Source organism: Pseudoalteromonas sp. T1lg65 (assembly GCF_051930985.1).
In the GTDB taxonomy this organism is placed as follows: Bacteria; Pseudomonadota; Gammaproteobacteria; order Enterobacterales; family Alteromonadaceae; genus Pseudoalteromonas.
Window position 1 is genome coordinate 236707 of the sequence record NZ_CP196837.1, and the last position, 15500, is coordinate 252206.

Here is a 15500-nt window from a genome sequence, read left to right on the forward strand (position 1 = left end):
AGAAAAGGGACTCTACGGGAGTAAAAAAAGGAGCTATGCATGATTCTATATCTCGCAGAAAAGTAACGGTAATGGTACTTAGAGATAAGCACACATAACCGTCAATTCTGAATCACGTCGTGACGATGATCTCGAGAGTCATTACGGATAGATTAAAAAACCTTACACACTTCATCAACTTTACAGGTGATGACATTCACATTGACATAGCCTAAACGAGTTAGTTGCTCAGCGGCGAATAACGCTCTGCCGCCTGCAGCGCAATGTAAATAGAGCGGGCGCTCTGGATCTTTTTCAAGCTCAGGCATTTTAAACTCCAGTAACCCTCTAGGCACATTATACGCACCTGTTGCGCAGCCTTGAGCATGCTCACTTGGTTCTCTTACATCAATCAGCAACCCATGATTTTGATCAATTTCTAATTTTGCTTGTGTGGCAGAGATACAGCGCTGATTGGGTGAAACCGTTTTAAGTAAATCTTGCACAGGAATTAGCATGACTGCTCCTTTGAGTGTTAGTCGCTATTAGAAAACTATTCTTTTATGCCTAACTTATTAAGTAGGGTGATCATCGGGCACCAATTGGTAAACGCCGACTGTATTAGGTTAGCAGCAATAAAAACGCTAAACCAAACCCAGTTAGGGTGAATGTAGTAGGTTAACACCAGTGATAAAGTCAGCATAACACCAGCGATCAGCCTGAGCATAGGGTGAAGCGTCATAATCTTATTCTCAACAATATTAGGCTTTTCTAATATTAGACATTGCTAATGTGTTTGTCTATACTTTGTGCAAATTAATGCTGTTGGAGGACGCATGGATTTAGAGCAAATGGCAAGCAACGCGCAGCACGCTGAAGCGCTGCTAAAGTTAATGGCAAACAAAAATCGCTTGATGATTTTATGTACGTTACAACAGGAAGAGCTCAGTGTGTCAGAGCTAAATGAGAGAATACCGTTGACGCAATCAGCTTTATCTCAACACCTTGCGAGTCTTCGTTCTGCTGAAATAGTTACAACCAGAAGAGAAGGAGCCGTTATTTACTACCGAGTATCTGATGAGCGTGTAGCTAAGTTGTTGGCAAGTCTATACAGTATTTTTTGTGGTGAGTGACAAAAATAATGCGTTATCTAGACTCAGCTATTCGGAGCAGCTTAACAAGCAAGACTCCGGTTTTTGTTTTTTTGTTTTCCGTCATACTCGGCCTATTGGCATTGCACTTTACGGCTCGTGAAGAAGAGCCGCAGATAGTCGTGCCCATGTTGGATATTTACGTTGAGGTGCCAAACACGGCAGCGCCAGAAGTTGCTAGATTGGTTACCACGCCATTGGAAAAGCTACTCATGCAAATTCCTGGTGTGGAGCATGTTTACTCGACTTCGCAAACGGGTAGCGCGGTTGTCACATTGCGCTTTCATGTCGGTGAAGATCGAGAAAAAGCCATTGTGAATACTTACACCAAACTTAATGCAAATCAGCATAATATGCCTGGAATTGTCAGTAACTGGCAGATCCGTCCTGTCGAAGTAGACGACGTTCCAATATTGATGTTCGGTTTGTATAGTTCAGATGCTAAACGCTACGGTGACTATGAGTTGACACGTTTTGCGCAAGAACTAGCGATTCAACTGCAAACCATTCCAAATACCAGTGAAGTAACAATAATTCCAGGCAGAAAGCGTGAACTTAGAGTTGAGCTAGATGCCGTAGCACTAGCTGCGCACCAAACTACACCTATGGATGTTCTTAATGCTATTCAAATATCGAATCAGCTTTTACAGGTCGGTGAAGTAGTCGCTGGTGCGAAAGCCATTACGTTGGAGTCAGGAGATGTACTGCGTAGCAAGACACAGTTAGCGCAGCTGGTTGTTAATGTGATCAATGGTCGCAGCGTGAGATTGCAAGATGTTGCTGACGTTTTTGATGGTCCTCAAGAGCCGCAGCATTACCAATGGCTGGCAACCAGCGACACCCAACAAGCAGCACCGCTTGTCACTTTGGGAGTTGCAAAACAAAAAGGCAGTAATGCAGTAACCGTGGCACAGCAGAGTCTCGCTATGCTGGCTGAGCTCGAGCAAAAGCTGCTGCCAGAAGAAGTCTCAATAAAAGTATTACGTGATTACGGCCAAACTGCGGATGAAAAAGTTAATAATCTCACTTCCAGTCTAGCCTTTGCGATATTCACTGTAGTGGTATTTGTTGGGGTCTTTCTTGGTTGGCGTCCAGCGTTGGTTGTTGGGCTTGCCGTGCCAATTTGTTACGGCATTACGTTAGCGCTTGATTTCGCCTTTGGTTATACCATCAACAGGGTAACGTTGTTTGCGCTAATTTTATCATTGGGCTTATTGGTAGATGACCCTATCACAGGGATAGATAACATCAGTCGCTTTATCAATCGTAGCAAAGACAAAAACGGCAATATCGTGGCTGCTATGGTGGAAATTAAATCGGCATTACTGATGTCAACGGTCACTATCATTATGGCGTTTATCCCGCTGGCATTTATTACCGGCATGATGGGCCCTTATATGGCGCCGATGGCGTTTAATGTGCCAGTCAGCGTCGTAGCGTCAACCCTAGTTGCTTTTTTTGTTACACCTTGGTTGGCAAAAAAACTGCTCAAAGGGCAAGTAGAAGAACAACCAGTTACACCGCAGCAAGGCTTGTATGGTCATATAATGTTGCCTTTACTTACCAACCCTAGAAAAGCTAAATGGGTCCTTTGGGGTGTGTTAGGACTATTTGTCGCCAGTATCAGCTTACCGTTATTTAGAGTAGTTCCCCTCAAGTTACTCCCATTTGATAACAAAAGTGAGATCCAAGTGCTTATCGATATGCCTGAAGGTACCAGCTTGGAGCAAACGGCAAAATTTACTCGGCAAGTGCAACAAATAGTCTGGTCTTTGAACGAAGTCACCGATATTGCCGCATTTGTTGGTCAACCTTCTAGCATGGACTTTAATGGCATGGTGCGTGGATACTACCGCCGTCATGCAAGTCACCTTGCGGAGCTGCGAGTGTTACTTGTGGATAAATCAAAACGAGAACATCAATCTCACGCTTTAGTCCTGAGGCTACGTGAAAAACTTCAGCTCTTGAATGTGCCAATAACACGAGTGAAAGTCGTGGAAGTGCCGCCTGGGCCACCAGTACTTAGCACATTGGTCGCAGAAGTGTATGCAAAGCCATTTATTGATGTTGCTCAGCACGAGCAGGCGGCATTGGCTTTAGCTTCAAGGCTAAGTAAGGAAGCTCACGTAGTTGAAGTAGACACTTCACTGGTGATGCCAACAGCGCTTAAGCGGTTTGTTGTTGATAAACATAAGGCTGCGTTATCGGGTATTGCAACGGATGATATAAACCGAACTTTAGATATTGCCAATGGTAGTGCTCGGGCCAGTTACTTCTACGCAGAACAAGAAGCAGAGCCGGTGCCGATTACATTGGGCTTGTCATATAAAGATAGGAATGATTGGCAAAGTCTACTTTTGCTGCAAGTGCGAGGTCATCAAGATCTTGCCAAAACAACGCAAAATTATGGTTTAGATCAGGCGGCTAGACCACTAGTTCCGCTTGCTGAACTAGGTACATTAGAAAGCGGTACAGTTGCTAGACCCATTTTCCGCAAAGACTTACAAGAAGTGATATACGTGTTTGCAGAGCTTAATGGACGGACCCCTGCTGAAGTGATTGCCGACGTCGTCGCTGATGAAGGAGCGCAAAACGGATCAACTCAATGGATGCACCGCACATATTTAAGTAACGGTGGTGGTACAGCATGGCAAATGCCAGAAGGGACATTCTATACCTTTAAAGGAGAGGGGGAGTGGCGCATTACCGTAGATGTTTTTCGGGATATGGGCTTAGCGTTTGCTTTCGCCTTAACAGCGATATTCATCATTTTACGCTTTCAAACCGCTTCAAGTAGTTTATCTCTGATTATTATGTCTGCAATTCCGTTAACCATGGTTGGGATCATGCCGGGATTTTGGCTGCTTAATCAGCTTGGCGAGCGGATGATTGCGGGAGCACCGGAACCAGTCTTGTTCACTGCAACCGCGATGATTGGCATGATCGCACTGGCTGGGATTGTGGTGAGAAACTCATTGATCCTAGTGGAGTTTATTAATCAAGCACGGGCACAGGGTGAGGCGCTTATCGATGCTTTATTGGCGGCTGGGCAAGTGAGGATGCGACCGGTATTGCTTACAGCTGGTACGACTTTGCTTGGGAACCTAGTGATCATTTTAGATCCCGTGTTTAGTGGCCTCGCACTTGCTATTATTTTTGGGATTATCGCCTCGACGTTATTTTCTTTGCTTGTTGTGCCAATTGTTTATTTTTTAGTATTTAAAGATGAGCCAGAAAATTCGCTGCTCACCTCCCAAAGCGCTAAGGAGGCGTCTAATCATGTTTCGTAATCGTCTACTCATTTCCAGTGTGGCAATTATCTGTTTATTGCTGATGGTTGCTTGGCTTGCAGGTGTGTTTAGCAGCACGTTAGCGCCGGGAGAAAAAAGTGTATCAGCACCGTATAACGGGGAAACCTATATTGTAAGGCCGGTATCAGTAAAAATATCTGAATCCGTACCTGCTAGTGTTGTAGCCAAAGAAAACACTATGGTGTCGAGCCGAATATTGGCAGAGCTGAAAACGCTTACTGTGCGGGCTGGAGATACGGTAAAGGCCGGGCAACTTATAGCGACGTTAGATGCTGCCGAATTACGAGCAGAGCTACAGCGAGTCGATGCACAGCGTAAAGCCAATGATGCCAAGTTAGTACAAGCTCAAAAACAATTGCAGCGCAGTCAGGCGTTAAATGAAAAAGGCTTGGTTGCTATAAACCAAGTCGACGAGTGGCAGGCTAGGGTTGATGAGTTAACTGCACAGGCAAGAGCGCTAGATGAAGCACTACGCAGCGCTGAGGTAGCGATAGGTTATACCCAAGTGAAAGCACCTATTTCAGGCAAAGTGGTTGAACGATTGAAAGAGCCGGGAAGCACCATGAGCCCCGGAATGCCTATAGTCTCACTGGTGAATCCGTTGCAATTACAAGTTGAAGCTGCAATACGCGAGGGGCAAATCAAACATATCAGTATTGGTAGCGAGTTGATGGTTCGTATTCCCTCGTTGAACGTGACGCAGCAGGCTGTCGTGACGGAAATGGTGCCTGTGGCCGATCAGCTAGCACGCAGTTTTATTATCAAGCTTGATATGCACTTTCATTCGGATGTTATTCCGGGTATGTACGCTGTGGTTGAAATCCCTATGGCAACACAGGCACAAATAGAGATCCCTGAAAACTTGGTCAAACGCCACGGTCAATTAACCATGGTAGAAGTGGTTGAAACTGGGCAGCTGGTGCGACGCTATATTCGATTGGGAGAAGTGAGAGGTAATCGGGTACAGGTACTATCAGGTCTTCAAGCCGATGAAGTGTTGGCGATGAAGTAACTTAATTGGATAAATGCAATTGTGTAGAAAGTAAAAAGTACAGCGCGTCATCATACGCGCTGCTTAAAAACAACTTAGATAAACGTAGCAATATCTTCAAGTGGCTTTTTCACCAAAGCATGTTCAGGCACGGTGGCATCTTCACCGGGATAACCAGCTACAATCAACATAAAAGGACGCTCATTGTCTTTGTCTCGACCACACAGTTCGGTTAGAAAGCTCATCGGCTTGGGTGTATGAGTCAATGTTGCTAGCCCCGCAGTGTGCAGAGCTTGGATCAAAAAGCCGGTCGCGATACCGACAGATTCTTGAATGTAGTAGTTGGTATTTTTATCTTCACTATGGATCCCACCGCGCTTTTGGCTGAAAACAGCGATTAGCCATGGAGCGTGTTCAAGGTAGGGCTTTTGAGCATCGGTACCGAGAGGTTTTAATGCATCTAGCCATTCATCACCTGCTCTGCCCTCGTAAAACGAGTTTTCAAGTTGCTCTGCGGCTTCACGGATTTGTTTTTTCTTATCTGCACTGTTTATCGCTACAAAATACCATGGCTGGTGGTTAGCACCACTTGGGGCACTGGCTGCTGCTTTAATGCAAGCTTCAATAATTTCCTTTGGAACCGCTCTGTCGCTAAATGAGCGAATACTGTGTCGTCTTTTGCAATGCGCTAAAAAATCTTCTGCTCGAGTGAGCATTTCTTGTTGTGAGTATTCGACGAAGTCGGATAACGGTACATTGGCATGTTTTTGCATACGTATCTTCCCTATTTTTGTTTTCTAAAGTGTTTCAACAATTACGTTTGTTTGCAATTGCTATTTAGGATTTAATTGTTTGAATTTTTTGTAAATGTTATAAAGGTGTCTAGTGGTAATAAAAGGAACGCATAATGTTAACAATAACAGGGCTTTCAAAAACATACGACAACGGGGTTCACGCGCTGCGTGGAGTGAACTTATCGATTCCCAAAGGCATGTTTGGTTTATTAGGACCAAATGGTGCGGGTAAATCTTCCTTAATGCGTACCATCGCGACTTTACAATCAGCAGATGCGGGCAAAATTGAATTTGATGGTATAGACGTATTTAACGACCCTAAAGCGTTGCGTCAACGCTTAGGCTACTTACCACAAGACTTTGGTGTGTATCCACGCGTAAGTGCATTTGACTTGCTTGACCACATGGCCATTTTAAAAGGTTTAAATAATAAAAAAGAACGTAAAGAAGTGGTAGAAGGATTACTTGCGCAAACCAATTTATATGATCACCGAAGAAATGCCGTTAGTGGCTTTTCTGGTGGTATGCGTCAGCGTTTTGGCATTGCACAGGCGTTGTTGGGCGATCCGGATTTGCTCATCGTAGATGAGCCAACAGCAGGCTTAGACCCTGAAGAGCGAAACCGCTTCCACAACCTGTTAGTTGGCTTAGGAGAAAGCAAAGTGGTGATTCTATCGACCCACATTGTAGAAGATGTGTCAGAACTCTGTCCTAACATGGCGGTGCTAGCGAGTGGTCAAATATTACTAGAAGGCAATCCAGTAGAGTTAACTCAGCAACTGCAGGGAAAAATCTGGCGCAAAACCGTAGTCAATTTAGAAGAAGCGCAGGAGTTAGAATCAAACTTACCGGTAATTTCCAAGCGTTTGTTTGCAGGCCAGACGTTATTAAATGTTTACGCCGATGTCGCACCTGAAGGCTTCGTTACAGTACCCGCAGATCTCGAAGACGTTTATTTCTCGACATTACATCAGCATAGAAACAGTGCGGTCGCGGTGTAGAGGAAAAGACTATGCTATTAAAAATGATGTTTTTTGAGTTGCGTTATTACTTACGCCAACCGTCATTCTATATCGTGAGTTTGTTGTTATTCACGATTGCTTTTATGGCATCTGTCACAGATAACATTAGCTTAGGAGGTAATAACACCAATATAAACTCACCGTATTCTATTATGCTGCTGATGTCTATTATGTCACTGTTTTCATTATTTATAGTGGTGAACTTTGTCGCAAACTCAGCACTGAAAAATGATCTAGCGAAGATGAGTGAGCTAGTGCTAAGTCGCCCAATTTCCCTGCCATCTTATTACCTAGGTAGTTTTTTGGGCAGCTACATGGTGACGGTGATCGTTTTTTCGACGTTGTTGCTTGGGATCTGGCTTGGAAGCTCAATCGGTCAGTTGTTGAATTTAATTCCAGCTGACATGGTTGGAGAACATAAACTCAGCTACTACTTGACTCCATTTTTGCTATTGGCTATGCCTACTTTATTCACACTTTCGGCGATTATGTTTGCCGTAGGGCAAAAGCTGCGCAGCATGATGGCGTGTTATGTTGTTGCGGTGGTCAGTCTAATCACGTATTTAATTTCCGGCAATTTGATTAAGCAATTAAGCTCAAGAGAAGTTGCTGGTTTACTGGATGTATTCGCGAGCAGAACAGCTGGATTACAAACACAGTATTGGAGTGCGTTAGAGAAGAACTCAATGGTCATAGAGTTAACTGGTAGCCTGCTGTATAACAGAATCTTTTGGTTGTTAGTTGCACTTGCTGTTCTAACTTATACGTTACTTACCGCATCTAGAGAAGTCATACAAAGAACTAAAAAAGCCAAAGTGCCGGATGCTGATTTAGATAAAGCAAATGCATTAACTTTCAATTTTGCGGTTCGCAGCCAAGGCTTAAATACCTTTGCTCAGTACATGTCACGTACACGATTTGAAGTATCCCAAGTATTAAAATCTTATTCTTTTGTCATTCTCGTTTTTTTAAGTCTCACACTGTTAGTAACCAGCTTATTCAGCTCAAGCGGAGCGTATGATACAACGAGCTGGCCTTTGACTTATGCCATGGTAGAGTTGGTCCAAGGAAGCTTATCGTTATTGGCGATTCTGATCGTGGTTTATTACAGCGGAGAACTGGTCTGGCGTGATCGCGACACTCGGATGAGCGATATTATCGATGCTTACCCAACACCTAACTGGGTTTTTTGGAGTGCAAAATATTCTGCAGCCGCAGTGGTCTTAGTTTTACTCTGCGTGGCTGGAAGCTTACTAACGATAGGCTTTCAATTTGTCAAAGGCATTGAGCACATTGAATTGAAAGTCTATTTCATTACATTGACATATTTTTATGTTTTCCCAATGCTTTTCTTGCTTGCTTTGGCTTTTTTATTGCAGACGATTTGCCCTAATAAATTTATGGGAATGGGGTTATTTGTACTTTTCTATATCGTTTCTTTGGTAATGACGAATTTTGGTTTTGATCATCCACTTTGGCGTTTCTCGGATATACCGAGTGTGCAATATTCAGATATTAATCTGTATGGAAGTTTTCTAACTCGATCATATTGGTTTTTAGTTTACTGGGCTGGACTATCAATTTGTTTTGCAACGTTAGCGTATGGTTTACTCCCAAGAGGTGCCGGTATACCACTCAGAGCTAGATTTAAGCTATTACCACATAATTTAGGTCGAAATGGCATTGTGTCCATTGTCGTTGGTTTGAGTCTTTTTGTCGGCTCCGGAGCGTTTATTTACAAAGTCACAACCATCGACAACAAGTATATGAATGTTGATGGTTGGCAGGATATTGCTGAACAATACGAGCGTGAATACGTTCAATATAAGCGAGATCCTGTACCGACTCCCGTTCGCGTGCATCTAGATGCCGATTTATATCCAAAAGAAAGGCGGATCGAAGCATCTCTTACCATGACAGTTAAAAATACCAGTGATAGAGCCATAGAAAGATTTCTAGTCAAAGCGAGCTATGAAACTGAGTTGGTATCGGTCAATATCCCTGGAGGCAAATTGGGACAGATAGATTCCCGGTTTAACATGGCTTGGTTTGAGTTTGAGCAGCCGATGGCGGTGGGCGAGACACGCCAAGCAACGATCGAGGTTAAACGCGGAATAACTGGGTTTGTTGCCAGAGGTTACGATAAAAATATCGTGGGAAATGGCTTGTTTATTGATAATTTAGCGCTGTTTCCTCAATTTGGATATTCTAGCGCAGCCCAACTACGCGACAAGTCAGAGCGTAGAAAACGTCAACTGCCGGAACTGGAACCAGCAAACAAAATTGACGATACGCTGTATCTTCGCAAAAGTGCTATTGGTGAATCTGAGATCATGTTCAGTGCTAAAGTGACCACCGATGCTGACCAAATTGCTATGGTGCCTGGCTACTTAATTAATGAATCAGTGGAGGGAGAGCGCCGAACATTCGAATATCAATTGCAGTCACCGATGAAGCACTACTACAGTATTTTGTCATTTGAGTTGGAAGTGCATAGAGAGCGCTACAAAAACATCAATATTGAAGTTTACTATCACCCGAATCACCATTGGAATATTGAGCATATGGTCGAATCGGTAAAGGATTCAATAGATTACTACTCTGAGGCATTTGGTCCTTATCAATATCGCCAACTACGTATTGTTGAAGTTCCCCGTTATCACCCGTTTGCGCAGAGTTTTGCCAACACCGTACCTTATTCAGAAAGTATGGGCTTTATCACCGACACGCGTGATGAAGCAGATGTTAATTATCCTTACTATGTAACGGCACATGAAGTTGCACATCAATGGTTTGGGCATCAAGTTGATGGGGCGGATGTCGAAGGGGCTGCAGTTATCTCGGAGACACTTTCTCAATATGCAGCAATTATGGTGTTGAAGAAAAAGTGTGGGGAACAAAACCTACGTAAATTCTTGAAGCATGAATTAGATACGTATTTGCAGGGGAGAACACAAGACAGTGATGGAGAGCGCCCTTTAGGTATTGTATTGAGAGATCAACAGTATGCCTTTTACAGCAAGGGTTCTGTGGTGATGATGGCATTACATGACATGCTAGGTGAAAAGCACATCAATGATGTGCTTAGAAATTTCATTGTGGATTTTGATGGTGAAAGCATTTATCCAACGACACGTGATCTAGTAGCTAGGCTCACTGTAGGGCTCAATGAGCAGAAAGTCGCCTTTATTCGTGATCAGTTTGAGAAGATCACCTTCTATGATCTGCGTTTAACTGAGTTCGAAGTCAGTAACGAACCTGATGAACAAGGTAATTATCTTGTTACCTTAAAGGTCTATGCCGATAAACTGTATGCCAGTGAAGATGGTGCAGAAATACAAGCAGCATTGCAGCAGCAAATTGATATTGGTTTGTTCTTCAATGATCCGAGCGAGCTCAATGAGCAAGATAATGTCATTTATCTACAAAAGCACCAGCTGGAAAATGGAGAAAATACTATCGAAATAACCACATCGGAACGACCTAACTTTGCTGGGGTTGATCCATTTGTGAAGCTAGTCGATAAGAAATCATCAGATAATATTAAATCGTTGTAATTTAGAAGGTGATGGTTTCGAAAGGCCCTATGCGAACAATCGCACAGGGCCTTTTTAGTTATTTTGCGTAAATTCATGAAAATTTATCAAAATGTTTCAGTATTCACGTTTGTTTGCAATTCTCTTTCAGCTTAGTTTGTTCAGCTTTTATTCAGATGCTATAACGAACAAACTGATAATAAAAAGGAACAAATAATGTTGACAATAACAGGGCTTTCAAAAACATACGACAACGGGGTTCACGCGCTGCGTGGAGTGAACTTATCCATTCCCAAGGGCATGTTTGGTTTATTAGGACCAAATGGTGCGGGTAAATCTTCCTTAATGCGCACTATCGCGACCTTACAATCAGCAGATGCAGGCAAAATTGAATTTGATGGTATAGACGTGTTTAGCGACCCAAAGACTTTGCGTCAGCGTTTAGGCTACTTGCCGCAAGACTTTGGAGTGTATCCACGAGTGAGTGCATTTGATTTGCTTGACCACATGGCCATTTTAAAAGGTTTAAACAATAAAAAAGAACGTAAAGAAGTGGTAGAAGGATTACTTGCGCAAACCAATTTATATGACCACCGCAAAAACGCAGTGAGTGGTTTTTCTGGTGGTATGCGTCAGCGCTTTGGTATTGCACAAGCGTTGTTAGGCGACCCAGATTTATTGATTGTGGATGAACCGACAGCGGGCCTTGACCCTGAAGAGCGCAATCGTTTCCACAACTTGTTGGTGGGCTTAGGCGAAAGCAAAGTGGTGATTTTGTCGACCCACATTGTAGAGGATGTGTCGGAGCTATGTCCGAACATGGCGGTACTGGCCAGTGGTCAAATCTTGTTAGAAGGTAATCCGATTGAGTTAACGCAACAACTACAAGGTAAGATTTGGCGCAAGACGGTGGCGAGCGTTGAAGAAGCACAAGAATTAGAGCAAAGCTTACCGGTTATTTCGAAACGTTTATTTGCGGGCCAAACGTTATTGAACGTGTATGCGGATGCCGCGCCGGAAGGATTTATAACGGTTCCAGCGGACTTAGAAGACGTTTACTTCTCGACCTTACACCAGCACAGAAATAGTGCGCAAGCAGCGTAAGGAGAAGTTGCTATGTTATTAAAAATGATGCTTTTTGAGCTGCGCTATTATTTGCGACAGCCGTCTTTTTATGTGACAACACTGATAATGTTTTTGCTCACCTTCATTGCTTCAGTATCAGATTTTGTGCAAATTGGCGGAAGCAGTAATGTGAACGTCAACTCCCCTCATCAAATTCAGCAGTTTGTTGCTATCTTGAGTGTGTTTTCCATATTTTTGGTTGTTAACTTTGTTGGTAGCTCCTCTATTCGAGATGAACAAACCAAGTTTAACGAACTAGTTTTATCTAAACCCATAAATCTTGCTCAGTATAAGCTCGGTGGATTTTTAGGGGCATATTTAGTTACTCTCATGGTTTTTTCTACTTGCCTATTGGGTATTTGGATAGGTACAGGACTCGGTGGTCTAATGGGGTGGCTAGACAGTGAGCAAATAGGCCCAAATAAGTTTGAGTATTATTTTGCGCCACTATTTTATCTAGCTGCTCCTTCGTTGTTTTGCTTGGCCAGTTTATTTGCTGTGGTTGCACAGCGTTTTCGCTCTATGGTTGCCATGTATTTGGTTGCTGTGGCGTTACTAGTTGGCTACATTGTCTCTCGCAATATGTTTTCAGACGTCGAATATCGTGATATAGCGAGTTATTTAGATATGTTCGCATTGTCGGCGATTTCAGCACAATCTGAATACTGGACCATTGCTGATCGCAATACGATGACGATTTCGCTGTATGGCGAGCTGCTTTATAACCGCTTATTGTGGCTTGGTGTTGCTGCTTTAGGCATCATTGCTGTGGCATTTAATCGCAGTCACTACTTACCACAAAAACAAAAGGCCAAAAGTAAAGCGAAAGGTAAAGGCAGTCAGCAGCAAGCCTTGGGTTACAAAGTCGATGTAAAGCCAGGTCAAATCAACACTTGGTCTCACTTTGTTGCTAGAACAACACTAGAAGTAAAAAATGTTGTCAAAAGTTACTCATTTCTTGTCTTACTGGTTTTATCCGTATCTTCATTAATCCCCAGTCTGGTCGGCTCATTTAATATGTATGGCACAGATACATGGCCGGTGACCTTTCTTATGGTCGAGCGGATCATGGAAAACTTTGATTTAATGATCCTGATTGTACTGGTTTACTATTGTGCAGAGTTAGTTTGGCATGACAGAGATAATCGCATGGGTGATATCATCGATGCATATCCAGTCCAAAACTGGGTATTTTGGGGTTCAAAATACGTTGCGTTTATTGCCATCCTACTGTTGCTTTGTCTATTTGGCTCGTTGATTACCATTTCGTATCAGTTGATATCAGGTGTTGCAAGCATTGAACTATCCCAATATGTTTACCGTTTAGCCTATTTGTTTGTATTGGGCTTCGTATTCCAAGGCACACTTGCTTTCTTACTACAGGTGGTGAGCCCAACTAAATATGCGGGTATGGGATTATTTGTTCTGTATTTTATTATTTCACTGGTTATGACCAACTTTGGCTTTGAACATAATATGTTTAGAGTTGGTAGCATACCAGCAACGCCATACTCTGACATCAATGGCTATGGTCACTTCCTAACAGCTGCGCATTGGTACAACGTCTATTGGTTGGGCTTTAGTTTAGTATTAGCGGCGCTTAGTTATGCACTATGGCCTCGCGGTTCTGGGCAAACGTTAAAAGCGCGTTTAGGATTATTGAATTACAACCTAGGATTGTCAGGTAAGGCTGTCATTGCGCTGGGCACAATATTATTTGTTGGCGCAGGTAGCAACATCTATTACAACACCAATGTTGTAAACACTTTTCAAACGGAAGATCAGCGTAACGACCTAGCTGAGCAATACGAAAGAGAGTTTGCTCGATATAAAGAAGCGCCAATCCCGACGACATTAGATGTAAAGTTGAACGCTGAAATCTATCCCAAACAACGCAAAATTGAAGCGCAAGTTGTATTGCTAGTAGAAAACAAAACTCAGCAACCTATCGAAAAGTTCTTAGTGAATAAGCCCGACTACGCTCAACAATGGAATGTCGAAATGACTGGTGGTCAGTTAGGAGCAGAAAACCGAGACTATCGACATGCTTGGTTTGAACTGTCTGAGCCAATGCTACCGGGAGAGCGCAGAGAGTTAACTATGTCGGTAGTTCGTCAAACCTTAGGTTTTGTCGATAGAGGTAGTGACACGCGTTTAGTTCATAACGGTACTTTTGTTGATAACTTTAGTTTATTCCCATCGCTTGGTTATAGCGAAGGTAAGCAAATACGAGACAAAGTAGAGCGTCGTAAGCGTGATCTTGAACCGCTTAAACTAGCGAATAAGCTGGATGAAACAGAGCACTATCATGAGCCGTTATTTGCTGAAAACTTTGTGACTTTCTCAGCAACCGTGACGACTGATGAATCACAAGTTGCGATGACACCGGGATATCTTCAATCGAAAACGACAAAAAATGGTCGTACTACCTACGTATACGAAATGGATGCGCCGATGCTGCACTTCTACAATATTCTATCCATGGAATTAGAAGTGAAGAAGGTGCAATATAAAGGTGTTTCTCTAGAAGTGTATTATCACAAAGACCACGCATGGAATGTGGATACCATGATGCAGTCTACTAAAGACTCTCTGGATTACTTCACCAAGGCTTTTGGACCATATCAACATAAGCAAATGCGTATCATTGAATTCCCTCGCTATGAAGGTTTTGCACAAAGCTTTGCTAATACTGTGCCTTACTCGGAAGATATTGGCTTTATCATTGATACCCGAGATCCTGATAATGTAAACGTGCCTTATTACGTTACAGCTCATGAACTTGCACACCAATGGTGGGCTCATCAGTTAATTGGTGCAAATGTTGAAGGGTCGAATATCATGTCTGAAATGTTGTCTCAGTATGCGGCGATAATGGTGCTTAAAGAGCGTTACGGCGAAAACAACCTGCGTAAGTTCTTAAAGTATGAACTTGACAGATATCTGCGTGGTCGTGGTACTGAGTCTTATGAAGAAAGACCATTGGCAACAACGGTAAATCAAAGTTATATCCATTACCGCAAAGGCTCAGTTGTGATGATGGCTTTACATGACATGCTAGGTGAAGAACGCCTTAATGCAGCCTTGAGAAGGTTTATGGACGAATATCGCTTTAGAACAGATGTCTTCCCGACCACGCAAGACTTTATTGCACATTTAAAACAAGGTGCAACAGAGCAAGAGCAGGTGTTTATTGAAGATCAGCTTAACTCAATCACGCTATACGAGCTGAAGTTGAAAGACGTAGCGATAGAAAAAGCTCAAGCGGAAGGTGCTAAACATGTTGTCACCTTAACGGTCGAAGCTGCTAAAAAATATGCAGACGGCCTAGGCAACGAAGAAGAAAAACCACTCGCGCAGCTTATCGATATTGGTTTGTTCAATGCTGACCCTGATGAAGTTCATGAAGAAAACCCAGTGATTTACTTACAGAAGCATGAAATCAAAACTGGTGAAAACATCATTCGAATTGAAGTAGATAAACTACCTAAATTCGCAGGTGTAGATCCCTTCATTAAGCTTATAGATAAAGAAACCGGTGACAACATCAAGTCACTGTAACACACTCCTTTCCTAAGGCCTCGCAAGAGG

Annotated in this window: 10 protein-coding genes; 7 read left to right on the top strand and 3 right to left on the bottom strand. The window is 43.0% G+C overall.

What is annotated here, in order from left to right; genetic code table 11:
* Positions 1-152: 152 nt before the first annotated feature.
* Together ACSLBF_RS01090 and ACSLBF_RS01095 are read right to left on the bottom strand one after the other, a co-directional pair.
* Entirely contained in the window at positions 153-497 is a 345-nt protein-coding gene (locus tag ACSLBF_RS01090; protein ID WP_440054797.1) for a rhodanese-like domain-containing protein, read from the bottom strand.
* 35 nt (positions 498-532) lie between these two features.
* The gene (locus ACSLBF_RS01095; RefSeq protein WP_440054798.1) at positions 533-721 is read right to left on the bottom strand and encodes a YgaP family membrane protein; all 189 of its coding nucleotides are present in this window, start codon (positions 719-721) and stop codon (positions 533-535) included.
* Between the two features lie 94 nt (positions 722-815).
* Between ACSLBF_RS01095 and ACSLBF_RS01100 the strand changes: the two genes are divergently transcribed.
* Genes ACSLBF_RS01100 through ACSLBF_RS01110 form a run of 3 tightly spaced genes read left to right on the top strand, consistent with a single transcriptional unit; the run spans position 816 to position 5453 of the window.
* Positions 816-1112 (top strand): metalloregulator ArsR/SmtB family transcription factor, encoded by a 297-nt coding sequence (locus ACSLBF_RS01100; protein WP_440054799.1) that lies wholly within the window; start codon positions 816-818, stop codon positions 1110-1112.
* An 8-nt stretch (positions 1113-1120) separates the two neighbouring features.
* Positions 1121-4420 carry an efflux RND transporter permease subunit gene (locus ACSLBF_RS01105; protein ID WP_440054800.1) on the top strand — a complete coding sequence of 1100 codons (3300 nt, stop codon included), beginning with the start codon at positions 1121-1123 and terminating at the stop codon, positions 4418-4420.
* Positions 4410-5453, top strand: a complete 1044-nt coding sequence (locus tag ACSLBF_RS01110) for an efflux RND transporter periplasmic adaptor subunit (protein WP_440054801.1) — start codon at positions 4410-4412, stop codon at positions 5451-5453. The genes ACSLBF_RS01105 and ACSLBF_RS01110 overlap by 11 nt, the downstream gene beginning before the upstream one ends.
* 74 nt (positions 5454-5527) lie before the next feature.
* On the opposite strand, the gene ACSLBF_RS01115 is transcribed toward ACSLBF_RS01110, so the two are convergent.
* The gene (locus tag ACSLBF_RS01115) at positions 5528-6205 is read right to left on the bottom strand and encodes a nitroreductase family protein (protein WP_440054802.1); all 678 of its coding nucleotides are present in this window, start codon (positions 6203-6205) and stop codon (positions 5528-5530) included.
* Positions 6206-6339: 134 nt separating this feature from the next.
* Between ACSLBF_RS01115 and ACSLBF_RS01120 the strand changes: the two genes are divergently transcribed.
* From ACSLBF_RS01120 to ACSLBF_RS01135, 4 genes are all read left to right on the top strand, one after another.
* The gene (locus tag ACSLBF_RS01120; RefSeq protein WP_440054803.1) at positions 6340-7227 is read left to right on the top strand and encodes an ABC transporter ATP-binding protein; all 888 of its coding nucleotides are present in this window, start codon (positions 6340-6342) and stop codon (positions 7225-7227) included.
* An 11-nt stretch (positions 7228-7238) separates the two neighbouring features.
* Positions 7239-10805 carry a M1 family aminopeptidase gene (locus tag ACSLBF_RS01125; protein ID WP_440054804.1) on the top strand — a complete coding sequence of 1189 codons (3567 nt, stop codon included), beginning with the start codon at positions 7239-7241 and terminating at the stop codon, positions 10803-10805.
* Between the two features lie 195 nt (positions 10806-11000).
* Entirely contained in the window at positions 11001-11888 is an 888-nt protein-coding gene (locus tag ACSLBF_RS01130) for an ABC transporter ATP-binding protein (protein ID WP_440054805.1), read from the top strand.
* A 12-nt stretch (positions 11889-11900) separates the two neighbouring features.
* Positions 11901-15470 (top strand): M1 family aminopeptidase, encoded by a 3570-nt coding sequence (locus ACSLBF_RS01135; RefSeq protein ID WP_440054806.1) that lies wholly within the window; start codon positions 11901-11903, stop codon positions 15468-15470.
* Positions 15471-15500: the final 30 nt, after the last annotated feature.

What these genes read in the sequence shown, in the direction of transcription:
- ACSLBF_RS01130 (WP_440054805.1), top strand. Translation starts at nt 11,001, where the DNA reads ATGTTGACAATAACAGGGCTTTCAAAAACATACGACAACGGGGTTCAC.
- ACSLBF_RS01095 (WP_440054798.1), bottom strand. Translation starts at nt 721, where the DNA reads ATGACGCTTCACCCTATGCTCAGGCTGATCGCTGGTGTTATGCTGACT.
- ACSLBF_RS01110 (WP_440054801.1), top strand. Translation starts at nt 4,410, where the DNA reads ATGTTTCGTAATCGTCTACTCATTTCCAGTGTGGCAATTATCTGTTTA.
- ACSLBF_RS01125 (WP_440054804.1), top strand. Translation starts at nt 7,239, where the DNA reads ATGCTATTAAAAATGATGTTTTTTGAGTTGCGTTATTACTTACGCCAA.
- ACSLBF_RS01115 (WP_440054802.1), bottom strand. Translation starts at nt 6,205, where the DNA reads ATGCAAAAACATGCCAATGTACCGTTATCCGACTTCGTCGAATACTCA.
- ACSLBF_RS01100 (WP_440054799.1), top strand. Translation starts at nt 816, where the DNA reads ATGGATTTAGAGCAAATGGCAAGCAACGCGCAGCACGCTGAAGCGCTG.
- ACSLBF_RS01105 (WP_440054800.1), top strand. Translation starts at nt 1,121, where the DNA reads ATGCGTTATCTAGACTCAGCTATTCGGAGCAGCTTAACAAGCAAGACT.
- ACSLBF_RS01135 (WP_440054806.1), top strand. Translation starts at nt 11,901, where the DNA reads ATGTTATTAAAAATGATGCTTTTTGAGCTGCGCTATTATTTGCGACAG.
- ACSLBF_RS01090 (WP_440054797.1), bottom strand. Translation starts at nt 497, where the DNA reads ATGCTAATTCCTGTGCAAGATTTACTTAAAACGGTTTCACCCAATCAG.
- ACSLBF_RS01120 (WP_440054803.1), top strand. Translation starts at nt 6,340, where the DNA reads ATGTTAACAATAACAGGGCTTTCAAAAACATACGACAACGGGGTTCAC.